At 64.3% G+C, this 23,141-nt stretch carries 15 protein-coding genes; 5 read left to right on the forward strand and 10 right to left on the reverse strand.

Annotation, left to right across the window (positions count from 1 at the left end):
• Positions 1-92 precede the first annotated feature (92 nt).
• The 6 genes from NCR98_RS15525 to cobA all read right to left on the reverse strand — a co-directional run bounded on the left by NCR98_RS15525 (position 93) and on the right by cobA (position 8,554).
• Complete coding sequence (locus NCR98_RS15525; protein ID WP_250526601.1) at positions 93-2,915, reverse strand: Hsp70 family protein; 2,823 nt, start codon at positions 2,913-2,915, stop codon at positions 93-95.
• On the reverse strand, positions 2,916-4,799 hold the full coding sequence (locus NCR98_RS15530; RefSeq protein ID WP_250526602.1) for an Hsp70 family protein: 1,884 nt from the start codon (positions 4,797-4,799) through the stop codon (positions 2,916-2,918).
• Positions 4,796-5,380 carry a DUF2760 domain-containing protein gene (locus tag NCR98_RS15535; RefSeq protein ID WP_250526603.1) on the reverse strand — a complete coding sequence of 195 codons (585 nt, stop codon included), beginning with the start codon at positions 5,378-5,380 and terminating at the stop codon, positions 4,796-4,798. Before NCR98_RS15535 ends, NCR98_RS15530 begins: the two co-directional genes overlap by 4 nt.
• Before the next feature lie 487 nt (positions 5,381-5,867).
• A complete protein-coding gene (locus NCR98_RS15540) occupies positions 5,868-7,007 on the reverse strand; it encodes a CmpA/NrtA family ABC transporter substrate-binding protein (RefSeq protein WP_250526604.1) in 1,140 nt (379 codons plus the stop codon).
• A 20-nt stretch (positions 7,008-7,027) separates the two neighbouring features.
• Entirely contained in the window at positions 7,028-7,603 is a 576-nt protein-coding gene (locus NCR98_RS15545) for an ANTAR domain-containing response regulator (protein ID WP_244829714.1), read from the reverse strand.
• Between the two features lie 189 nt (positions 7,604-7,792).
• Entirely contained in the window at positions 7,793-8,554 is a 762-nt protein-coding gene (cobA, locus tag NCR98_RS15550) for a uroporphyrinogen-III C-methyltransferase (protein ID WP_250526605.1), read from the reverse strand.
• A gap of 716 nt (positions 8,555-9,270) precedes the next feature.
• On the opposite strand from cobA, the gene NCR98_RS15555 reads away from it, so the two are divergent.
• Genes NCR98_RS15555 through NCR98_RS15575 form a run of 5 tightly spaced genes read left to right on the forward strand, consistent with a single transcriptional unit; the run spans position 9,271 to position 17,532 of the window.
• Entirely contained in the window at positions 9,271-10,596 is a 1,326-nt protein-coding gene (locus NCR98_RS15555) for an MFS transporter (RefSeq protein WP_250493242.1), read from the forward strand.
• A gap of 23 nt (positions 10,597-10,619) precedes the next feature.
• Positions 10,620-13,163 carry a nitrite reductase large subunit NirB gene (gene nirB, locus NCR98_RS15560; RefSeq protein WP_244828500.1) on the forward strand — a complete coding sequence of 848 codons (2,544 nt, stop codon included), beginning with the start codon at positions 10,620-10,622 and terminating at the stop codon, positions 13,161-13,163.
• Positions 13,164-13,178: 15 nt separating this feature from the next.
• The gene (nirD, locus tag NCR98_RS15565) at positions 13,179-13,523 is read left to right on the forward strand and encodes a nitrite reductase small subunit NirD (RefSeq protein ID WP_244828499.1); all 345 of its coding nucleotides are present in this window, start codon (positions 13,179-13,181) and stop codon (positions 13,521-13,523) included.
• Positions 13,520-14,788: an NAD(P)/FAD-dependent oxidoreductase gene (locus NCR98_RS15570; protein ID WP_250526606.1), complete on the forward strand. Its 1,269-nt coding sequence runs from the start codon at positions 13,520-13,522 to the stop codon at positions 14,786-14,788. The genes nirD and NCR98_RS15570 overlap by 4 nt, the downstream gene beginning before the upstream one ends.
• Positions 14,789-14,790: 2 nt before the next feature.
• Entirely contained in the window at positions 14,791-17,532 is a 2,742-nt protein-coding gene (locus NCR98_RS15575) for a nitrate reductase (protein WP_250526607.1), read from the forward strand.
• Between the two features lie 555 nt (positions 17,533-18,087).
• Here NCR98_RS15575 and NCR98_RS15580 read toward each other — a convergent pair.
• The 4 genes from NCR98_RS15580 to NCR98_RS15595 form a co-directional block, all read right to left on the reverse strand.
• Positions 18,088-19,608, reverse strand: a complete 1,521-nt coding sequence (locus tag NCR98_RS15580; protein WP_250466737.1) for a heavy metal sensor histidine kinase — start codon at positions 19,606-19,608, stop codon at positions 18,088-18,090.
• Positions 19,605-20,318 carry a heavy metal response regulator transcription factor gene (locus NCR98_RS15585; protein ID WP_244828488.1) on the reverse strand — a complete coding sequence of 238 codons (714 nt, stop codon included), beginning with the start codon at positions 20,316-20,318 and terminating at the stop codon, positions 19,605-19,607. Before NCR98_RS15585 ends, NCR98_RS15580 begins: the two co-directional genes overlap by 4 nt.
• A gap of 100 nt (positions 20,319-20,418) precedes the next feature.
• Positions 20,419-21,882 (reverse strand): efflux transporter outer membrane subunit, encoded by a 1,464-nt coding sequence (locus NCR98_RS15590; protein ID WP_250509929.1) that lies wholly within the window; start codon positions 21,880-21,882, stop codon positions 20,419-20,421.
• The gene (locus NCR98_RS15595) at positions 21,879-23,129 is read right to left on the reverse strand and encodes an efflux RND transporter periplasmic adaptor subunit (protein ID WP_250493245.1); all 1,251 of its coding nucleotides are present in this window, start codon (positions 23,127-23,129) and stop codon (positions 21,879-21,881) included. The genes NCR98_RS15590 and NCR98_RS15595 overlap by 4 nt, the downstream gene beginning before the upstream one ends.
• Positions 23,130-23,141: the final 12 nt, after the last annotated feature.

Genomic DNA, 23,141 nt, shown 5'->3' on the forward strand with positions numbered 1-23,141 from the left:
TCAAGACGGCGCAAGGCTTTCGCGCCGTCTTTCGCAAAAAGCTTCTGAGAGCGAAGCAATTCGCGGTCTCGACGCGCCGCATCGACGCCAGTTCAGCCGATGAGCTTGAGCCCTGCCGGCAACGCCTCGCCGAACACGCGGCCTTCGTCGGCGCGATCGAGCGTGACGACTTCGCGGACCATGGCGATCCACGCTTCCGCCGCGCCCATCGTCTCCAGGCGCTGCACGACGGCGGCGCGGATGTCGTCGGGAAGGTCGCGCGAACGGTCGCCCGTCATGCGCGCGATCTGCACGGCCGCGAACGCCGCCGGATCGACCTTCTTCCAGTCGAGCGCGAGGATCGTGCCGAGCCAGGCGGTCGCCGTCTCGGGCGGCACGACGCCATGGGCGCTGCCGTAGAACGGTTGCCGCGCGCCGATCCGCCCGACCGCCCACCAGCTCTGCACGTTCTCCGAAGGCTTCTTCAGCCGCGTGAGCAGCCATTCGCCGGTTTCGATCTTGCGCGCGACCGGCACGCGTTCGAGCGATGCCGCGAGCCGCACCATGTCTTCATAGCCCGCGCGCGCAGCGCCCGCCGCGCGCCGGTAGCGGCTCGTGCCGGGCGGCTGAAGCACGAAGGCCATGTCGTCGAGCAGGCGCAGTTGCGCGGCTTCGGGCAGACCGCCCGCCGCGCGCCGCCATAGCGTCCACCATTCGGACCAGATCTGGCTTTCGTTGCCGTACTGGATGCCCTGGTCGAAGAGCGTCCACAATTGCTCGACGCGCCAGCCATCCAGCGGATGACCGAAGCCCGGCCGCAAGCAATAGCCCGTCAGGTTGAGCCACAGCCGTTCGTGATCGGCGGAACGGCGGCGGCGTTTCGCGCGGTCCCACAGCGCGCCGTAAAGCTCGCGCAAGAGCGCGAGATCCCAGCTATCGCGCGGGCCGAGCGCCTGTTCGAGCAGCGCGCGCAGGCGCTTGATCTCCTTCGGGCCGACGTCCTGTGAACGCGCGCCGAAAGTGCGGTCGATCAGATCGATGGCTTTCGGCAACGCAGGATGCGTTTCGCTTGCCGCCGCGTCGTTCGACGCATTCTCCCGGCGCAATTGAAATTCGAGCAGCCAGCGTTTGGCGGGATCGTCGGTGGCGATGCAGTGCATCTCCAGCGTGCCGACTTCAGTGAGCGAAGTCGTCAATTGCACGGGCGTCTCGTTGGGCTTGTGCGCGTGATTCGCCTCCTGGCCGCGCGGATCGACGACCGTGGCGATGGGCGGCAAGCGCACGAAGTCGCCGGCCGAGGCGCTGACATCGGCGATCTCGCCTGCCTTGAACGTCGCATCCGCCACCGAAGACACCAGGTGAAAGCGCACCGGCGCGCCGAGCCGCAACGCGAAGGTGCGGTCCGCCAGATGGATGGCCTGACCTTCCTCAGTGCCGCGCGGCAGCACGCAGACGCCGCGCTCGCCAGCGTCGCTCTTGTCTTCGTCGAGCAGCAGGAAATAGCTGCGTGCAGAGCCGCCGCCGATCTTCGGTGCGCGGCCCGCGCGCGCGAGCGCATAGGCGACCGCGCCGCGCGCCACGGCAACGTCCGGATCGTGATTGGCGAGCACGTGGACCGGCGCGCCGCGCCATGAACCGAGCGCCTCGGCGATACGGCTCGCAAGCGGTTCGGCGCGAAACACGCCGCCGTTCAGGAGCAGCGTGTCGGGAACGGGCAAGCTGGCTTGGTCAGATGCCGCTTCGCTCAACGCCTCGCGCGCCTGCGTGGCGTGTTGCGCGAGAAACGCCGCGACGTGCCGCGTGACGCCGGCATCGCTTGCATAAGGCAGCCCGAATTCGACGATACCCCCGCGCGCGCGACGCGGACGCTCGTCGGGCGCGACCATCGGAAAGAAGCCATCGACGATGATCCGCGCGATCTCCTCGCGCGTCACTTCCGTGGAACGCGCGCCGCCGATCAGCTTCGAGCCCGCGCCGAGCAGCGTGATCGTGGCCTTGTCCGGCGCGTTGACGCCGAGCAATTGCTCCTTGGCCGCGCGGCAACGTTCGACGAGTTGCGAAAGACGCGCGGCGGAGAGGCGCTCCTGATCGTTGCCGGCAAGGCGCCGCTCCACCAGATGCGCAAGCGCCAGGTCCATGTTGTCGCCGCCGAGCATCAGGTGGTTGCCCACGCCGATGCGCGTCAGGCGCGGCTCCGGGCCGTCCATCTCGACCTGGATCAGCGTGAGGTCGGTCGTGCCGCCGCCGACATCGCAGATGAGCACGAGCCGCGTGGCCGCGAGTTCATCGGCGAGCTTTTCGCGATGGTGAAACAGCCAGTCGTAGAACGCCGCCTGCGGTTCTTCCAGCAGGCGCAGCGCCGTAAGCCCGGCCATGCGCGCCGCTTCGAGCGTGAGGGCGCGCGCGCCTTCATCGAACGATGCGGGCACGGTGAGCACGAGGTCCTGCGCTTCGAGTGGCGAGCCCGGAAAGCGATGGTTCCACGCCGCGCGCACATGCGCGAGATAACTCGCGCTCGCGGCGACGGGCGAGATCTTTTCGATGTCGTCGCCCGCGCCCCACGGCAGAATTGGCGCGACACGATCCACCGAAGCATGCGAGAGCCAGCTTTTCGCGCTCGAAACGAGCCGCCCCGGAACCTGCGCGCCCAGCACGCGCGCGAGCTGGCCGACCACTTCGGGCTGTGCCCCGGCGTTTGCGTCACGGGGCCACGGCAACTGCAAGTCGCTCGCGTTCAGTTCTCCCGCTGCCGCGTGATACCGCAACGATGGCAGGAGCGGGCGCGCCGCCACTTCGCCCGGACTCACGAGCTGTTCCATCTCGAAGACGCGAATTTCGTCCGAGCCCGCTTCGGCATAGGCGACGACGGTATTGCTCGTGCCCAGATCGATACCGACGCGATAGCGCGCGCCCGCCGCCTTCTTACGCGCCGGCACTTACAGGCCCATGCCCGAGTCGGCGCTCACGCCGCCGCGCATGTCGAACTCGACCTTCCAGCGCTCGGACGATCCGCGCGGCACGGCTTCGAGTTCGAGCGTGCCGGCCTCGGTGATGCGCGCGTGCAGCTTGACCGGCACGACTTCGCCGGGCGTGCGCCCTTCCGATGGCAGCGATGCCTCGATCTCCTCGAGTTCCTGCAGTTCGTCCGGCTGCCAGTATTCGAGCAGCGTGCCCACCTCGTCCTGACGGCGCACCGACGAGCCGAAGAAGCGGAAATGCACCGGCTCTCCGACCACGAGCCCGAACTCCTGCGCGGGCAGCGCGGCCTCCGTGCCTTCCTCCATGCCGAAAGGCGCCACGCACAGTGCCTGCACGGGCGGTTCGAGTCCGGGCACGGCAGGCATTGCCGACTCGACCGCGACGTAGTATGCGCGTGCCGTGCCGCCACGAATGCGCACGCCCTTGCCGCGCCGAACATAGCCGTAATAGGCCGCGCCGCGCGCCACCGCCAGATCGAGGTCCGCGCCTTCGAGCAGACGCGCGGCGGGCGCGTTCTCGGCGGCGAGCCATGAATTGAGCGTGGACATGACGCGCTCGACCAGGAGCGGCGACTTGAACACGCCGCCGTTGAAGAGCACCGCGGTCGGATGCAGCAGCGTCGCGCCTTGCGGGGCTTCGTGCTGCAAGCCTTCGATTTCCGCGAGCGCGTGCACCTGACGGCCGAGGAACGCGGCGAGGTGACGCGTCACGGCGGCATCCTGCGCATAGGGCAGACCGAGTTGCGTGAGACCGGCGCGTGCGCGGCTGACCGGGCGCGCGCTGCCATCGACTTGCGGGAAGAAGCCTTCGAGCAAGATCTGCGTGAGTTCGGCGCGCGTGAGCTCGGTGCGCAGCGAGCCGCCGATCAGCTTCGAGCCACGGCTCGGCACGACGAGCGGCACGGTTTCCGTGTCCGGATGGGTGAGCAGCGTTTCCTTGGCCGAACGGCACGCATAAGTGAGCGCGCGCAGTTGCCACGGATCGGGTTGCGTGCCGGCGGCCGCGAGCTTGCGCGCGACGATATGCGCGAGCGCCAGGTCCATGTTGTCGCCGCCCAGCAGGATGTGTTCGCCGACCGCGACGCGATGCAGTTCGAGATTGCCTTCACGCTCAACCACGGCGATCAGCGAGAGATCGGTGGTGCCGCCGCCGACATCGACGACGAGAATCACATCGCCCACTTTCACTTGCTTGCGCCAGCCGCCCGTCGACTTCTGAATCCAGCTGTAGAGCGCGGCTTGCGGTTCTTCGAGCAGTGTCATGCGCGCATAGCCGGCCGCCGCCGCGGCTTCGGCGGTGAGTTCGCGGGCGGCGGGGTCGAAGGAGGCGGGAATCGTCACGGTGACGTCCTGCTGATCGAAAGGCGCGTCCGGATGCGCGTGATTCCATGCCTCGCGCAAGTGCGTGAGATAGCGCACCGAGCTTTCGAGCGGCGAGACGCGTTCGACTTCCTCGGGAGCATCGGCGGGAAGGATGGCCGCGCGACGATCCACGCCCGGATGGCAGAGCCAGCTTTTCGAGCTGGAGACGAGGCGGATGGGCGTGCCGGCGCCCCGGCTGCGCGCCAGCTCACCGACGATGAACGGGCGCTCCTGCGTCCACGGCAAGGTCAGATCGCCGGGCGCGAGTTCGCTCGGATGCGGCAGATATAGAAACGAAGGCAGCAACTCGCGCTCCTCGGCCGCGCCAGGCGCCGTCAGTTGCGCGATGGACAGCACGCCTTGCGCGGTCTTCTCGCCGTCGCTTGCGGACAAGTCGACGTAGGACAGCGCGCAGTGCGTGGTGCCGAGATCGACGCCGATGGAATAGCGCGGCGCGTTCTCTTCGTGATGATCGCTCATAGCTCCACCTCGGCCGGTGCGACGATGCTCGCGTCGTGTTGGTCCGCGAGCTTCGGCAGACGTGTTTCAGCGACCTTCCAGCCGCGATGGCTGAGATTGCCCGAGAAAGGCGGCTTGCCGACGACGTTGCCGGTCACCCGCACGGCGCTGGCGTCGAAACCTTCGGGCAGCGTGATGCGGCTGCCTTCGGCTTCGTTGCGCACAGGCTGGACCGTGAAATGTTCGCGCAGCACCGAGCGGCAGCCGTCGTGCACGAGACGCGCGGCCGCGCCGATATCGGCGTCGCTGTAGTTGGCGATGTCTTCCTCGACGAAATCGATGAAGCGGGCGTCGCGCTGCAAAAGGCCGAGCAATTGCAAGGCGGCGACGGGGCTCGATTCCTTCAGCGGCGACGGCGCGGGCTTGGGCGCGACCGGCGCGGTTGCCACCGGCGCAGCGGCGGGCACGGGCGCTTCCGGCGCATGCGGGGCTTCGCGCAGGCGCTGCACGCGGCCGGCGAACGCGCCGTTGCCGAGCACGCCGAAGAACGCTCCGAAGGCAATGCCTATCCTGCCGAAGAAGGACGGATTCATGTCGGTCATGTGTTTGATGCTCCTTGTGGCTGCTTGCGAGGACGACCTATCCTCGGCGGCGCTGGTGGCCGGTGGCGGCGCGGTTCTGGTGTGCGGAAAACGGCAGCCGATGCCGCGAGCGGCGCACGGCAGGCCGTTTGAGCGCGGTTGCGTGAGCCGAAGCGCGCGACGAGAACGTCAGCGCGTTTCGATCCGTATCCCGATATTGTCCATGATGTTGGCGCCGGGGCGCTAAAACCCGCCCGCGAGGGTCGCGCGGCGGCGCCCATTCTCTTGATTTAGGCGCTTAAGTCAAGGCTTGGCGGGATCGAGACGGCTTGATCGTGGCGCGGAGGCCGAGTCGCCACTGAACATTGCGTTGGCTGGCGTGCTCACGACCGGGTCGAACCGACGTGCATGCAAGCTGGCGTACGGCGTGTCCTGGTCGCTTGCGACGTTTGCGCCTGGCCCTCGCGCCGGCCGATGCAGTTTCGCGAGACGAGACAACAGCCCGCGCTCAAGCCTTCACATCGAAGCCCGCGAGATAACCGGCCGTATCGCCGCCATCCCAAACGCGTCCATCGCACAAGGTCGCTTTTCGATACTCGTCCGGCACACTTACGCCTGCCGCCAGCGCCGCCTCGCGATACAACGCCGTCTGGTTCACTGCCGACGCAATGGCGGCATCGTCGTGTTCACCGGAAAGCATCCCCCAGCGCCGATACTGCGTGATGAACCACGAGCCATCCGACACGCGCGGAAAGTTCACCGCGCCATTGTCGAAGAAGCGCACGGGAAGCGCGCGCGCGTCGCCGCCATCGGCAGCAGCCAGCCGGCTTTCGATGAGCGCCGCCGGGACGCCAAGCAACTCCGCCGAAGCCAGCGCCCGCGAAATCTCCACGCGATGCTCGCGCGCGTCGAGCCACGCGCATGCGTCGAGCAGCGTACGCACCAGCGCCCGCGCGCTATTCGGATACAGCGCGACGAAATCGCGCCGGCACGCAAGGACCTTCTCCGGATGATCCGGCCAGACTTCGCTCGTGTACGCAACCGTGCGTCCCACGCCGCGCGCTTCGGCCACCGCATGCCACGGCTCACCCGCGCAGAAGCCGTCGAGCATGCCTTCGGCCATCGCATCGGCCATGCGCGGCGGCGGAATCACGACGCTTTGCACGTCGCGCAGCGGATGCACGCCATTCGCCGCCAGCCAGTAATACAGCCACATCGCATGCGTGCCGGTCGGGAAAGTCTGCGCAAGCACGGGCGGGCGGTCGAGCGACGCCAGCGCATCTTTCACGCTCGCGCCATTCTGAATGGCATCGGCGAGCGGGTTTGAAAAGGTGATCGCCTGACCGTTGCGGTTGAGGACCATCAGGACGCCCATGTCCGCCTGCGGCCCGCCGATGCCCAGTTGCACGCCATACACGAGCCCATATAGCGCGTGCGCGGCGTCGATCTCGCCGGAAAGCAGCTTGTCGCGCACGGCGGCCCACGAAGGCTGACGGCACAGTTCGATACGGATGCCATGGCGCCGCCCCATCTCGTGGATGGCCGCGACGGCAAGCGGCGCGGCGTCGCTCAACGCGACGAAGCCGAGCCGCAAATGCGTGCGTTCGGGCAACGCGGACGGGGATGTATTCGTTTCGGGCAAGTTCATGGTCTGTGCAATGTGCTTGGTCAGGGCAGCAAATCCGCGACCGAGAGAAGCTGGCGCGCGATCTCCGCGACTTTCACGCCCTGGTCCATCGCGCGTTTGCGCAGCATGGCGTAGGCGTCGTTCTCGGACAGGCCGCGGCGATCCATCAGCAGCCGCTTCGCGCGGTCGATGATCTTGCGCTCCGCAAGCTCGTTCTCCACTTGCGCGAGCCGCTGCCGCAACTGCGCCTCGTGTGCGAAGCGAGCAAGCGCGACTTCGATGATCGGTGCAAGCCGCGCGGGCGCGAGCCCTTCCACGGAATACGCTGTCACGCCCGCGCCGACGGCGGCGCGAATGAACTGCTGATCGGCGTCGTTGCTGAACATGAGCACGGGACGCGGCGCGGCCTTGTTCATCACCGCGAGCTGTTCGAGTGTGTCGCGCGAAGGCGAATCGGTATCGATGATGACGACATCCGGCTTCTGGCTCTCCACGGCCGCATGCAGCGCGGAAGGCGCGGCGACCTCGGCGAGCATGTCGTAACCGAGACGCGCCAGCTGCTCGCGCAAGTCGCCGATGGGCTTGGCGGTGTCGGTGACGAGCAAGACGCGCAACATGGATGGAGCAGGAGTCATGCGGGAAACGGTCGGAACGAAGGCATACGCGATACCTTCGACTCTAACGTGCGCCAGGCCGCTTGAGAACCTGGCCGAATGGCATAGGCAATACGGCGTGCGAATGTGCGCGACCAGCGTCTTTCGTTGCGACGAACGCGCGGATTCAACGTTGCATCGCGAACTATTCGCTCAAGCGGCATGCGCGAGACCTTGCCTGGAATGGCACGCGAATTCGACGGCTTCGCCTATCGCGCCGCCAATCAGAATGACGGCGGGGCTGCCGAGTCCGGCGGCGGTGGCGTCGGCGGCGAGACGATCGAGCGTGGTGACGAGGCGCTTCTCATCGGGCGATCCCGCGTGCTGCACGACCGCGGCCGGCGTATCTGCACGCAGCGCCAGGAGCAACGCCTGAGCGATGCTCGCAATGCGGCTCATGCCCATGTAGATGGCGAGCGTCGTGCCGGTGGCGGCGAGCGCGGCCCAGTCCGGTTGGCTGTGATCCTGCATGTGTGCCGTGACGAAGGTCACGCCCTGACAATGATCCCGATGCGTCAGCGAAATGCCGAGCCCCGCTGCCGCCGCGAATCCCGACGACACGCCGTTCACGATATCCACGGCAATGCCTGCATGGCGTAGCGCCGAAATTTCCTCGCCCGCGCGGCCGAACAGCAGCGCATCGCCGCCCTTTACGCGCACCACGTGCATGCCCTTTCTCGCATAACGCTGCATCAGACGTTCGATGAACGCTTGCGGTGTCGACCGGCAACCGCCGCGCTTGCCGACGCGAATCACGCGCGCGTTGGGCGCAAGCGTGACGATCTCTGGATTGGCGAGGTCGTCGAGCATGAGGATGTCGGCGGCGGCGAGCGCCTTGGCCGCGCGCAAGGTCAGCAAGTCGAGATCGCCGGGACCCGCGCTCAGGAGGGTGACTTTGCCTTCAACGTGATTCATCGTGTTCTCTTTCGGCTCGGGGCGAGATGACTCGCCTGTATCGGTGGGGCGCATCGGCGCGGCGGGACGAAATGCAAAAAGCGTCCGCCCGTGTCGTTGCACGAGGGGACGCCGTTGTCCTTGGGCCTTGGTCGATGCACGCATCGGTCGATGTATGCATGCTTTGCGCTGCTGCCAGCGCCGTTGCCGGCAGCGCTTCGAGCAATGCAATAAGCGGGCCATTTGCGCCGGGAACGCGCTTGCGTACATGTCGCAAGGGCTTGCGCGTCGACGCGCGCATCACGTCGCACCGCAAGGAGGCACTGTCGATGTGCAGCCGGCACCCGAACAGCGCGCGCATGCCTCGATGCGTTGCCAAACGCATGGCGTCCCGCGTTCATTCGCACGATTAACCAGACGGTTCAAATATAAGCGACGTTCGCACGCCATCAGTGCTGCGCCGCACCAGCGATGTGCCCGCGCGCATCAAAACGCGACGCGGAGCCAATGCGCGTTGCCGGTGCAGGATGGCTCGAACGCTTATGCCGCATGGTTTTGAGCTGCACGCCTTCAACATGGCATATCCCTTGCCTTATGTCCCGCCATCGGATCAACGGCGATCCGTCCTGATTACAGCGCCCGGCAGGTTAAAGCCATGCGGGCATCGGACAACGGCGTCCCCCGCATCGGCTTCCCGGCTGATGCGCGGGACGCCTTTCTTTTTTGGCGGAAAGACGATGGACAAAGCCACCCGGATCGATCTCTTCAGCATGCGCACGGCGCCGATGCGCGCCTTCCATCTCACATGGATGGCGTTCTTCGTATGCTTCTTCGCATGGTTCGCTTGCGCGCCGCTGATGCCGCTCATCAAGCGCGAATACGGCCTCTCCAACGACCAGGTCGCCAACCTCAATATCGCGGCCGTGGCCGTGACCATTCTCGTACGTCTGATCGTGGGCCCGATGTGCGACCGCTTCGGCCCGCGCAAGGTCTATAGCGCGCTGTTGCTCGTAGGCGCGGTGCCGGTGTTCGGCGCGGCGCTTTCCACGGGCTACGACAGCTTCCTGTGGTGTCGTCTTGCCATCGGTGCAATCGGTGCGAGCTTCGTCATCACGCAATACCACACGTCGGTGATGTTCGCGCCGAACGTCGTCGGCACCGCGAACGCCACGACCGCGGGCTGGGGCAACGCAGGCGCAGGCGCCGCACAAGCTCTCGTGCCGATGCTGGTTGCCGCCGCGATCGCGTTGGGCGCAGGCGCGGCATCGTCGTGGCGCATCGCGCTGATCGTGCCGGGTATCGCCATGCCTGTGATGGCGTACTTTTACTGGCGCTATACGCAAGACTGTCCGCAAGGCAACTTCACGCAACTGCGCGAACTGGGCGTTGCCATCGACGGCGGCAAGAAGGGCGGCTGGCAGAGTTTCGTGACCGCATGCTCGAACTATCGCGTGTGGATGTTGTTCGTGACCTACGGCGCGTGCTTCGGCGTGGAAGTGTTCATCCACAACATGGCGGCCGTGTACTACGTCGATCACTTCAAGCTCTCGCTCGGCGCGGCAGGACTGGCGGCAGGCAGCTTCGGTCTGCTCGCGCTCTTTGCCCGCGCGCTCGGCGGCTGGCTTTCCGATAAAGCGGCCGCGCGCCGCAGCCTCGATATTCGCGCGACCTTGCTGTTCGTACTGATCGCGGGCGAAGGCATCGGTCTCTATGCGTTCGCGCATGCCGAAGGCGTCGCGCTCGCCATCGTATCGATGCTCATCTTCGGGCTCTTCACGCATATGGCTTGCGGCGCGACCTACGCGCTCGTGCCGTTCATCGACCGCAAGGCGCTGGGCGGCGTGGCTGGCGTGATCGGCGCGGGCGGCAACGTCGGCGCGGTCGCGGCGGGCTTCCTCATGAAAGGCGTGGGCAATGCGCAAGCCACGCTCTCGATGCTCGGCGTGATGGTCGGAGGCGCTGCACTGTGCGCGCTGGCCGTGCGCTTTACCCCGGAACACAAGGCACGCGAAGCCGCGTTGCGTGAAAGCGCGCTCGCGGGCAACAACCGTGTAGCTGGTTAAGTCATCACTCAGGCAGAGTCCCCATGAAAATCGTCGTCATCGGCCACGGCATGGTCGGCCACAAGTTCCTCGAATGTCTCGCCGAAAGCGGGCATGACACGCTGCAAGTCACCGTGCTCTGCGAAGAACCGCGCGCGGCCTATGATCGCGTTCATCTGACCGAATTCTTTTCGGGTAAGTCGGCCGATGAGCTTTCGCTCGTGCAGGAAGGCTTCTTCGATCGCTCGGGCTATGCGCTTCAACTCAATGCGAAAGCCGTCGCGATCGATCGCGCGGCGCGTACCGTGACGGCATCCACGGGCGAAGTGCTGCCCTACGACAAGCTGGTGCTCGCAACGGGTTCGTATCCGTTCGTGCCGCCCGTCGAAGGCAAGGAGCGCGCGGGATGCTTCGTGTATCGCACGATAGAAGATCTCGAAGCGATGCGTGCCTTCGGTGCGAAATCGAAAGTCGGTACGGTCGTCGGCGGCGGTTTGCTTGGTCTCGAAGCGGCGAAGGCGTTGCGCGATCTCGGGCTCATCACGCACGTCGTCGAATTCGCGCCGCGTCTGATGGCCGTGCAAGTGGACGACGGCGGCGGACGCGTGCTGCGCAGCAAGATCGAGGAACTGGGCGTGACGGTGCATACGGGCCGCAACACGCTTGCCATCGTCGATGGCGAGGGTGCTGCGAATCGCATGAATTTTGCCGATGGCGCGCATCTCGATACCGACATGATCGTGTTCTCCGCGGGCATTCGTCCGCGTGACGATATCGCGCGTGCGGCCGGTCTCGAGATCGGGCCGCGCGGTGGCATCGTGATCGACGACGCATGCCGCACGAGCGATGCGGATATCTACGCCATCGGCGAATGCGCGCTGTGGCAAGGGCAGTTGTTCGGCCTCGTCGCGCCGGGTTACGACATGGCGCGCATCGTCGCGAAGCAGGTCATTGGCGCGGACGACGCCATGTTCGCGGGCGCGGACATGAGCACCAAGCTCAAGCTGATGGGCGTGGACGTGGCGAGTATCGGCGACGCACATGGCAAGACGCCGGGCAGCCGCTCGTATCAGTTCAGCGACGAGCGCAAGCAAATCTACAAGAAGCTGGTCGTGTCCGATTGCGGCAAGTTCCTGCTGGGCGGCGTGATGGTTGGCGACGCCACTGAATACGGCACGCTTTTGCAGATGATGCTCAACAAGATCGAGCTGCCGGAAGCACCCGAATTCCTGATCCTGCCGCAAAGCGACGGCAAGGCGAAGCCCGGCCTCGGCGTCGAAGCCTTGCCCGATGCCGCGCAAATCTGTTCGTGCAACAACGTGAGCAAGGCGGAAATTTGCGCGGCGGTGTGCGCGGGCGCGACCAGCATCGGCGCGTTGAAGAGCGCATGCAAGGCGGGCGCATCGTGCGGCGGCTGCGTGCCGCTCGTCACGCAGGTGCTGAAGAGCGAGATGAAGCGCCAGGGGCTCGCGGTCAACAACCATATCTGCGAACACTTCCCGTATTCGCGCCAGGAGCTTTATCACATGGCGCGCGTGGAAGGACATCGCACGTTCGGCTCGATGCTCGCGAAGCATGGCAAGGGTCTGGGCTGCGATATCTGCAAGCCTGCCGTGGCCAGCATTCTCGCTTCGTGCTGGAACGAGTTCGTGCTGAAGAAGGAGCATGCGGGCCTGCAGGATTCGAACGACTACTACCTCGCCAACATTCAACGCGATGGCACGTATTCCGTCGTTCCGCGCATGCCGGGCGGCGAAGTCACGCCCGATGGTTTGATCGCGGTCGGACAAGTGGCGAAGAAGTACGGGCTCTATACGAAGATCACGGGCGGCCAGCGCGTCGACATGTTCGGGGCGCGCGTGGAGCAGTTGCCCTTCATCTGGGAAGAGCTGATCGCCGCGGGCTTCGAATCTGGACATGCCTATGGCAAGTCGCTGCGCACGGTGAAGTCGTGCGTCGGTTCGACATGGTGCCGCTATGGTGTCGGCGATTCGGTCGGTCTCGCCATCGCGCTGGAAAACCGCTACAAGGGGCTGCGCACGCCGCACAAGATCAAGTTCGGCGTCTCGGGTTGCACACGGGAATGCGCGGAAGCGCAGGGCAAGGATATCGGCGTCATCGCGACGGAGAAGGGCTGGAACCTTTACGTCTGCGGCAACGGCGGCATGAAGCCGCGTCACGCCGAACTGCTCGCATCCGATCTCGACGAAGTCACGCTCATTCGCTACGTCGACCGCTTCCTGATGTTCTACGTGCGTACGGCGGACCGCCTGCAACGCACGAGCGTGTGGCGCGACAACCTCGAAGGCGGCCTCGATTATCTCGTCGATATCGTCGTGAACGACAAGCTCGAACTCGCCGCCGAACTCGAAGCGGAGATGCAACTCGTCGTCGATACGTACGAAGACGAATGGAAGAAGGCCGTCACCGACCCCGAAACGCGCAAGCGCTTCCGTCACTTCGTCAACAGCGACAAGAGCGACGAGAACGTGACCTTCGTGGAAGAGCGCGGCCAGATTCGTCCCGCGACGCCCGAGGAACGCAAGCTGAAGCTGATCGACATTCCTGTCGTCGTCGAAACCGTTTGAGCGCTGGAGACCACCATGAATGACCGCATTGAACAGGACTGGACCGAGATCTGCGCACTCGATGACATCGTGCCCGACACCGGCGTCTGTGCGCTTTTCAAGGGCGCGCAGGTGGCCGTGTTTCATGTGGCGGGCGACGAGCAGAGCGTCTTCGCCATCGACAACTTCGATCCGCATTCGCAGGCGGCGGTGCTCTCGCGCGGTATCGTCGGCAGCTTGGGCGAGCGCATTGTCGTGGCATCGCCGATCTACAAGCAGCACTTCGATCTGCGTACCGGCGAATGCCTCGAAGCGCCCGAGCGCTCCGTGACCGCGTATCGCGCACGCGTGGCCGGCGGCAAAGTGTGGATTGCCGCATGAAGACGGAATATGCGGTTGCGGCTGGCGCGGCCGATGTACCGATGGTGCAGGCGCGTCAGCGTCTCGTCGTGATCGGCAACGGCATGGCGGGCATGCGCACGGTCGAGGAATTGCTGAAGATCGCGCCCGAGCTGTACGACATCACCGTGTTCGGCGCCGAGCCTTACGGCAACTACAACCGCATTCTGCTTTCGCCCGTGCTTGCAGGCGAGAAGAGCGTGGACGACATCATCCTCAATACGCGCGAATGGTATCGAGCCAATGACATCACGCTGCATGCAGGCGACGCCGTGGTCGGAATCGATCGCGTGCGGCGCATCGTGCGCTCGGCAAGCGGTGTCAAGGTGCGCTACGACCGACTTCTCATAGCGACGGGTTCGAAGCCTTTCATCATTCCCGTGCCGGGTTGCGATCTTCCGGGCGTGATCGCGTTTCGCGACATTCAAGACGTGGAAAAGATGCTGGCGGCATCGCGCGATCATCGTCACGCGGTGGTGATCGGCGGCGGCTTGCTCGGTCTCGAAGCGGCCAACGGTTTGCAACGTCAGGGCATGTCGGTGACGGTCGTGCATTCGAGCGAAAGCCTGATGGACCGTCAACTCGATGCGAGCGCGTCCACGTTGCTCAAGCGTTCGCTGGAAGCCAAGGGTCTGCGTTTCGCGATGGCCGCGAAGACGACGGAGATCGTGGGCGATGAACGCGTGACGGCGGTGCGTTTTGCCGATGGCCGCGAGATCGAAGCCGATCTCGTCGTGATGACCGCGGGCGTGCGTCCCAACATCGCGCTCGCGAAGGAAGCGGGACTGCACTGCGAGCGCGCGATCGTCGTCGACGACACCTTGCAGACTTACGATCCGCGCGTCTATGCAGTGGGCGAATGCGTGCAGCATCGCTCGGCTACGTTCGGTCTCGTGGCGCCGATCTGGGATCAGGCGCGTGTGGCCGGCGCGCATCTCGCGGGCGCGGGACATCGCCGCTATGTGCAGCGCGCGACCGCGACCAAGCTGAAAGTCACGGGCGTCGATCTTTACTCGGCGGGCGATTTCATCGGCGACGATTCGTCCGAAGACCTCGTGCTGCGCGATCCGCGTCGCGGCGTCTACAAGCGTCTCGTGTTGCAGGCGGGCTGTGTGATCGGCGCGGTGCTGTATGGCGACGTGAAAGACGGCGCATGGTATTTCGAGCTGATTCAGAACCGCACGGATGTCTCGCATCTGCGCGGACGTTTGTTGTTCGGCAAGACGCTTTGCGAAGCGCAAGCATAGATATGAACGCGAGAATCCCCATCATTCCGGTTCAGGCGGCTGCCGTTCGCACGACATGTCCTTATTGCGGCGTGGGTTGCGGCGTAATGGCGACACCGCGCACGGCTATCGACGTGGCGATTGCTGGCGACGAAACACATCCGGCCAACTTCGGCCGCTTGTGCGTGAAAGGCTCGGCACTCGGCGACACGGTAAGCCTCGAAGGACGTCTGCTCAAACCGAAGCTGCGCGACGGTCAAACCGGCGCGCTCGCCGATGTCTCCTGGAGCGATGCCATCGGCACCGTGGCGAGCGGATTCGCTCGCATCGTCGAACGTCACGGTCCGGATGCGGTCGCCTTCTACGTATCGGGGCAATTGCTCACGGAAGACTATTACGTCGCCAACAAGCTGATGAAGGGCTATATCGGCAGCGCGAACATCGATACGAACTCGCGGCTTTGCATGTCGTCGTCGGTGGCGGGACACAAGCGCGCGTTCGGGGAAGACCTCGTGCCGCTGAATTACGAAGACCTCGAACTCGCCGATACCATCGTGCTCGTCGGATCGAATACGGCATGGTGTCATCCAATCCTGTTTCAGCGCATCGTGAAGATGAAGGAAGCGCGGCCAGACGTGAAGATCGTCGTGATCGATCCGCGCCACACGGCAACGTGCGAGATGGCCGATCTGCATCTGCCGCTCAAGCCTGGCAGCGATGTGCGGCTGTTCAACGGCCTGTTCGCGTTTCTGGCGGAGCATGGCGCATCCGATTCCGCTTTCGTCGATGCACACACCAACGGCTTCGATGCCGCGCTCGCGGCAGCAGGACCGTCCGATCTCGCGCAGACCGCGAAGGACTGCAAGCTCGATGCGCACGACTTGATGACCTTCTATCGGCTCTTTGCGCGCACCGAACGCGTGGTGACGGTTTATTCGCAAGGCGTGAATCAATCGAGCGCGGGGACGGACAAAGTCAACAGCATCATCAACTGTCATCTGTTGACCGGACGCATTGGCAAGCCAGGCATGGGACCGTTTTCCTTCACGGGACAACCGAACGCGATGGGCGGGCGCGAAGTGGGCGGCCTTGCCAACACGCTGGCGGCGCATCTCGAACTGGATAGCCCGCTGCATCGCGAGATCGTGCAGACGTTCTGGGCGTCGCCTGCGATTCCCGAACGCGCCGGATTGAAGGCCGTCGATCTGTTCGACGCCATCGAAGCCGGCCGCGTGAAAGCAGTGTGGATCATGGGCACGAATCCGGTCGTGAGTCTGCCGGACGGCGACCGCGTGAAGTGCGCGCTTGCGAAGTGCGACCTGGTGGTGAGCTCGGACATCATCGAGCATACGGATACCAACGCTTGCGCCGATGTGTTGCTGCCCGCGCTCGGCTGGGGCGAGAAGGACGGCACCGTGACCAACTCGGAGCGCCGTATCTCGCGGCAGCGCGCGTTTCTGCCGGCACCGGGCGAAGCGCGCGCCGACTGGCGGATCATGTGCGATGTCGCGCGTCGCATGGGCTTTGCGGGCTTCGACTTCCAGGCGCCGCATGAAATTTTCGATGAACACGCGCGTTTGAGCGCGTATCGCAACGACACGGAGACGGGCGTTTATCGCGCATTCGATATCGGCGGACTAACGCAACTCGGAGAGCACGACTACGACCTGCTTGAACCCGTGCAATGGCCGCTGCGCTCGAAAGACGACACCGGCAGCGCGCGACTCTTCGAGGAACGACGCTTCAGTCATGCCGATGGGCGCGCGCGTTTCATCGCGACGCCGCCGCGCGATCCGGTCAACGCGCCCGATGCCGACTATCCGCTCATTCTTAACACGGGCCGCGTGCGCGACCAATGGCACACGATGACGCGCACCGGGCGTTCGGCGAAGCTCGCCGGGCATATCAGCGAATCGTTCATCGACATGCATCCGCAAGACGCGCTTGCATACGGCGTGCGCGAAGGAGAGCTCGCGCGCGTGACGAGCCGCTGGGGTTCGATGATCGCGCGTGTTCAATTCGGCGGCGGCATGTCGCGCGGCAGCGTGTTCGTGCCGATCCACTGGAACGATCAGGTTGCCTCGGATGCGCGCGTCGGCGCGGTGGTGAATCCGGTCGTCGATCCGGTATCGGGCGAGCCCGAGTTCAAGCACACGCCTGTGTCGATCGAGCAATTCCACGTGACATGGCACGGCTTCGCGCTTTCGCGACGCGCGCCCGCGCTCGATTCCGTTACGCACTGGACGCGCGTGCACGGCGCGCGTTTCGTGCGCCATGAACTGGCAGGACGCAATCGTTTCGATGCCGCGCATGACGATCATCACGACTGGGCGCGCGCGCTCTTTCGCATTGACGATCCGCATGCGGACTGGATCGAATACGAGGACAAAAGTGCGGGCGTGTATCGCGCGGCGCATGTGGTGAACGATCGCATCGAGAGTTGCGTGTTCGTTTCCGAGCGCCCCGACTTGCCTGCACGCGCTTGGCTTGCGAGTCTCTTCGAGAAAGAGCGTCTCGACGATGAAGACCGCGCGAGCCTTTTGCTCGGCCAGCCGATAGGCAAGGGCGAGGACACAGGACCGACAGTCTGCTCGTGCTTCGGCGTCGGGCGCAATACGATCTGCAAGGCGATTCAGGACAAGGGTCTGAAGACGGCCGCGGAGGTTACCGCTTGCGTGAAGGCCGGCGGCAACTGCGGATCGTGCGTGCCGGAGTTGAAGAAGCTGATCGTCGAAACGGAGATGGCTCGGTTGAGCACGGTTTGATTTGTCATTTGACGGCTGCGGCAAGAAGCGGGCGCCTCGGCGCCCGTTTTTACTTCATGCAGTCTTCTAATAAGCGCCCTGTGAGCGCTGTCGAACCAAACATCTGATGAATCAGCGCGATTTCAGCGCATATGTTGGTTCCCCCGCCAATTCCTTTCGCGATTCTCCTTACAGTCCTTTCCCACAGGCGCATCGACAAAATTGAGCGTCAGCGGGCATCGTCGAATGGCTATAGGGATTGAAACGAAGGCACGGTTATTTCGGATGGCGAATGAGTTTCTTGGTGACGCTTCCACGCTATAGGGCACACGAAGCGAAGCTTGCCGCCATTGCAATAGCCATTGCAATAGCCGTTGCCATTGCCTCGACGAAACCGACGTCGCAAACCGCTCAGTAACACCGTTGGAACTCCGGAGGCAACCAGGCAAGGTGGCGTTTCTGGAGCATGGAGATGTGCTTCACAGCCGTCTCTTCTTTTTGGGTTGGCTCGGATGTGGATACATCGGAAGGGCCAACCCTTTTTTTTGACATTGCGGGAAAGCACCGCGAGAACAATCAGCCTGTGGAATGCCGTTCCGAAAGGCCCATCGCAATGCGCGCCTGCTGCGCATGCTCGGCGGATAACGGCGCCCCGGCCGATGCTCCGCCTTCGCTCATGGGCCGATGCTCATTGCCGAATCGCGCCACCGAGAACGCGAATGTGTTGATGCCCTTGGCACTCGTCGCCGATACCGTGCCGCGATGCATTTCCGCCACGGCCTTCACGATAGCCAGTCCCAGCCCGTGATTCTCCCGGCTGTTGGTGCGCGAGCTTTCGGCGCGATAGAAACGATCGAACAGATGCTCCATGACAGGCGGCGCGATCTGCTCGCCGGGATTAGCCACCGCGATCCGCACGCGCCCATGCTCGCGCGCGATGTTGACCGAGATAGTCGCGCCCGGCGCGCAGTGCTGAATGGCGTTCATCACGAGATTGGAAAGCGCGCGGCCGAATAGCGACGTGTTGACGAAGGCGCGTGCATCGCCGCTTGCCGTCGCGCGCACTTGCGCTTCTTCGAGCGGTATCTCCAGAAACTCCAGCGTGCGGTTCACTTCCGCCGCGAGCGACACTTCGACGAGCCCCGTTGCGCGTTCGCCCTGATCGGCACGCGCGAGGAACAGCATGTCGTTGATGATCGCGCGCACGCGCTCGAACTCTTCGAGATTCGACTGCAACGTATGACGCAATTCTTCGATCGGCCGGTCGCGCGTGAGCGCCACTTCCGTCTGGCCGATGAGGATGGTGACGGGCGTGCGCAACTCGTGCGCGACATCCGCATTGAACGATTCGAGCCGTCCATACGCGTGATCGAGCCGTTCTAGCGCGCCGTTGAATGACTTCGCGAGGTCTTCGAGTTCAAAGGGCAACGAGCGCGTGTTGAGCCGCTGCGAGCGATTGTTCGGGCTTACGTTCTGCGCGTCGCGTGTCAGACGCGTCAAGGGCGCAAGGCCCAGTCGCGCCACCGAATAGCTTAGGAACAACACGGCGACCGTGGCGAGCGCCGTCAATGCGGCAAGCGCAAGCCCGAAGGCGCGCATGGTCCGCACGTTCGGCGAACAGTCCACGGCCACGAAAAGCTGCAACGGCGGACGGTCCATATACGGCGGAATGGTCAGCGTGGTCATGAGCATTTCATACGCGCGGCCTTCGGGCTGGAAGTGCCCGTAATGGTCCTGCACGCGCTTGATCTGATCGCGCAAGGGCGGCGCGCCGTAGTTATAAAGCCCGTCGTTGCTGGCCACGGCGAACATCGTGGAGCCGTCACGCGGCGTGATGTCCGCGAGCTTCTCCTTGGCCATCTTCCACTTGTCGGGGTTCGATACGTGCGAGACGATCAGCCGTGCGATCTCCGCGCGATTGTCGAGCGAGTCGCGCAGATGCTGTTCGAGCTGCACACGCAGCACGAGAAAAAGCCCGGTGCCCACGAGCGCGAACACGAACAACGCGACGACCGCGAACATGACCGCAAGCCGCCGCGCAATGGATCGCTGCGAGCGCGGTTCGCCGTCGCCGGATTTGGCCCACTGCACGTTCATGATGTTCTCGCGTCTTCCCTGGTTTCCCGCGTGTCGCGTGCTTCGCGCACTTCGAGCACGTAGCCCATGCCGCGCACGGTATGCAGGAGTTTGGTGCGAAACGGCCCGTCGAGCTTGGCACGCAGCCGCTTGATGGCGGTTTCCACCACGTTGGTATGACTTTCGAAATCTACTTCCCAAACGAGTTCGGTGATGGCCGTCTTCGACAGGATATCCCCATGACGGCGCGCGAGCACGCTCAGCAGCTGAAATTCCTTCGCGGTGAGATCGAGGCGCACGCCGTCTCGCGTGGCGCGTCTGCCGATCAGATCGACGTAAAGATCGCCCACGGAAATGAGCGTGGATTCCTGCGCGCGCGTGCGCCGTGCGAGCGCGTGCAGTCGCTCGACGAGTTCGAGAAACGAAAAAGGCTTGGTGAGATAGTCGTCCGCGCCCTCGCGCAGACCGCGCACACGGTCATTGATATGATCGCGCGCCGTGAGCATGATGACCGGCGTCGACTTCTGCAGACGCAGCGCCTTCAGCACCGCGAAGCCATCGCGGCGCGGCAGCATGACATCGAGCACGACCACGTCGTAATCGTATTCGATGGCCAGATGCGTGCCTTCCTCGCCGTCCATCGCCACATCGACGACCCAGCCTTGCTCGGTCAGTCCGGAGCGCAGGTAATCGACTACCTTGTGTTCGTCTTCCACTATCAGGACTTTCATGCCTGCCTCTTCAAGGGGTTTGCTTACCGCTCGCTTGCTTATTGTTATAGGTGATTACTATACGATCCTCACGTCTAACATGCTTGCATCGAACCGCCATTCAACGCGATGATTCCTCGACGCTCTGATTCGATGCACCCTGTTCCTGCGCCGCGTCATGCACGTCCCATCCGCCGCCCAGCGCCTTGACGAGCGCGACAGACGTGGTGTGTTGCTGGCCACGTATCTGCACATCCTGGCGCTCGCTCGTGAGCAATTGCTGCTGTGCGGTGATCACGTCGAGATAAGCGACGAGGCCGCCGGAATATCGATCATTGGCAAGCGAAAGCAGACGCTGCGAGTCCACCACGGCTGCATGCGATTGCTTCGCCGCGCCATCCAGCACCGATAACCCGACGATACCGTCCTGCACCTGCTGGAACGCGCCGAGAACGGTCTGACGATAATTCGCCTCAGCCGCCACGTAGCCTTCGCTCGCGAAGTCGACGGCAGCGGAACGCCGGCCGCCATCGAACACGACCTGGCTCGCCATGGTGCCGATGGTCCACAAGAGGCTTGGCGCGGAGATGAGACTCGAGAACGCCGTGCTCTCCCAGCCGACGTTACCGTTCAAGGTCAGGCTCGGAAAGAATGCAGCCTTCGCGACGCCGATCTGCGCATTCGCCGACGCCATCGAACGCTCCGCCGATGCCACATCCGGCCGGCGTTGCAGCACGTCACTCGGCAGGCCGAGCGGTATCGACGGCACCGGACGATCCTTGATGTCCGCCGCGATGGAGAACTGCGGCGCGGGCGTGCCGACGAGCGCCGCAATGGCGTGTTCGTATTGCGCGCGCTGGTTCAGCAGCAGTTGCGCCTGCACGCGTGTCGAGTCGAGTTGCGACTGCTGTTGCAGCACGTCGAGACCGGATACCGCGCCCAGATCGTGCTGCGAGGTCACGTAATCGAGCGCTTTCTTCTGCAGCCCCACGGAGCGATTCAGCACGTCGATCTCGGCATCGAGTTCGCGCATCGAGAAATAGCTGCTCGCGAGTTCCGTGGTGAGAACGAGCCGCGCGTTGGCGAGGTCGTCGCGCGATTGTTCCGCCGTTGCCTGTGCGCCTTCCACTTCGCGGCGAATGCGTCCGAACAGATCGAGGTCATAGCTCACGGAAGGCGCGAGCTTGATGTCGTTCTGAACCGTGCTCATGACCGGCGTGTTGTAGCTCGTGACCGGACGATTCTTCGATACGCGCAGACGGTCGGCCTGTGCGCCGAGATCCACCTCGGGCAGCGCGAGCGATGAGGTTTGCGCGAGCGTTGCGCGGGCCTGTTCGTAATGCGCGACGGCGGCCGCGAGCGTCTGATTCTGCGCGAGTGCTTGCGTCTCCAGCGTGTTCAGCGTGGCGTCGTCATAGCTCGTCCACCAGTCGAGCGCGAGCGGCGCGTGCGAAGGTTCGCCGACTCGCCAGTACGAGTCGGTTTGCCAGTCGGGCGGCGTCTCGGCGACGGGGCGCTTGTAATCGGGGCCGACGGTGCACGCCGCGAGCATCGTCAACAAGCCGATGGCAACGATGCCTCTCATGACGCGGCCTTCTGATTCGGAGTCTGCGGATCGTGCTGATTCTGCTGCTTCTGCGGCTGGACCACGACATGATCGCCATCCGCAATGGAATCGCTCGGATTGATGATGATCTTGTCGGTCGGCTCGATACCGCTCTCGATTTCGAGCGACTGCCCGAGATCCTGCGCGATCACGATCTTGTTCAGATGCACATGGCCGTTCGAGTCGACCACCGCGACGCGCGGTCCTTCCGCACGGAAGAGCAACGCATTGCCCGGCACGAGCAGGCGTGCATGGACGACGGCTGGCACCGCGACCTGCACATAGGCGCCGGGACGGAGGCGCTGATCGGCGTTGGGCAGCGTGACTTCGACTTGCAGCGAACGCGTGGGCACGTCGATCGCGCCGGAGATATGCGTGATCTTGCCGTGGAACTGCTGACCGGGAAGCTCGGCCTGCATCACGACCACCGACTGACCGACCGACACGTTCTGCGCATACGCCTGCGGCAACTGCACGAACACGCGCAGCGGGTCCGACTGCGCGAGCGCAAAGAGCGCGCGGCTCGCGCCACTGCCCGCGTCGATGAGATCGCCGACATCGACGTTGCGCTGCGTGACCACGCCTGCAAACGGCGCGACGATGCGCTTGAACGATTCGAGCTGACGCAGACGCTTCACGTTGGCGTCCGCGGCGGCGAGATTGGCCACGTCCTGGTTATACGTGCTCTGACGTTCGTCGAGTTCCTGCTGCGAGACGGCATCGCGCTGACGCAGTTGTTGCCAGCGTTGCAGCGAGCTTTTCGCAAGGCCCAGGCTCGATGCTGTCTGATCGCGTTGCGCGACCGCCTGCGCGAGCTCCTGATCGATTTCAGGGGTATCGAGATCGGCGAGCAACTGGCCTTGCTTCACGCGTGTGCCGATATCCGCATACCAGTGCAGCAGATAACCCGTCGCGCGCGCATAAATCGGCGATTCGACGAAGCCGCGCAGCGTACCCGGCAAGGTCGTGTTGCCGCCGCCATCGGTCTGCGTCGGCGCGACCACGTTGACGTATTGCTGGGCGTTCTGTTGCGTGCGCGTGACGACCGAGCGGTTGTGAATCATGTCGCTGATCACGGTGCGCGCCGCGCCGAGCGCGAGCAGCGCAAGCACGATCACGAGCGCGATCTTCGCGCGTTTCCATTCGACATGGCGCGGTGGCAGCGCGGGTCCTTCATTCGGATCACGCGCGGGAATCGCGAGCGAGGCGTGGTTCTTTTCAGTCATGTTCGTCGGAGT

The sequence above is a fragment of the Caballeronia sp. GAWG2-1 genome (genome assembly GCF_023631405.1).
Classification (GTDB): domain Bacteria; phylum Pseudomonadota; class Gammaproteobacteria; order Burkholderiales; family Burkholderiaceae; genus Caballeronia.

Coding starts and splice junctions, on each gene's coding strand:
- NCR98_RS15530 (WP_250526602.1), bottom strand. CDS start 4,799: ATGAGCGATCATCACGAAGAGAACGCGCCGCGCTATTCCATCGGCGTC.
- NCR98_RS15585 (WP_244828488.1), bottom strand. CDS start 20,318: ATGAAAGTCCTGATAGTGGAAGACGAACACAAGGTAGTCGATTACCTG.
- NCR98_RS15595 (WP_250493245.1), bottom strand. CDS start 23,129: ATGACTGAAAAGAACCACGCCTCGCTCGCGATTCCCGCGCGTGATCCG.
- nirB (WP_244828500.1), top strand. CDS start 10,620: ATGAAAATCGTCGTCATCGGCCACGGCATGGTCGGCCACAAGTTCCTC.
- NCR98_RS15570 (WP_250526606.1), top strand. CDS start 13,520: ATGAAGACGGAATATGCGGTTGCGGCTGGCGCGGCCGATGTACCGATG.
- NCR98_RS15555 (WP_250493242.1), top strand. CDS start 9,271: ATGGACAAAGCCACCCGGATCGATCTCTTCAGCATGCGCACGGCGCCG.
- NCR98_RS15540 (WP_250526604.1), bottom strand. CDS start 7,007: ATGAACTTGCCCGAAACGAATACATCCCCGTCCGCGTTGCCCGAACGC.
- nirD (WP_244828499.1), top strand. CDS start 13,179: ATGAATGACCGCATTGAACAGGACTGGACCGAGATCTGCGCACTCGAT.
- NCR98_RS15535 (WP_250526603.1), bottom strand. CDS start 5,380: ATGACCGACATGAATCCGTCCTTCTTCGGCAGGATAGGCATTGCCTTC.
- NCR98_RS15545 (WP_244829714.1), bottom strand. CDS start 7,603: ATGTTGCGCGTCTTGCTCGTCACCGACACCGCCAAGCCCATCGGCGAC.
- cobA (WP_250526605.1), bottom strand. CDS start 8,554: ATGAATCACGTTGAAGGCAAAGTCACCCTCCTGAGCGCGGGTCCCGGC.
- NCR98_RS15580 (WP_250466737.1), bottom strand. CDS start 19,608: ATGAACGTGCAGTGGGCCAAATCCGGCGACGGCGAACCGCGCTCGCAG.
- NCR98_RS15575 (WP_250526607.1), top strand. CDS start 14,791: ATGAACGCGAGAATCCCCATCATTCCGGTTCAGGCGGCTGCCGTTCGC.
- NCR98_RS15590 (WP_250509929.1), bottom strand. CDS start 21,882: ATGAGAGGCATCGTTGCCATCGGCTTGTTGACGATGCTCGCGGCGTGC.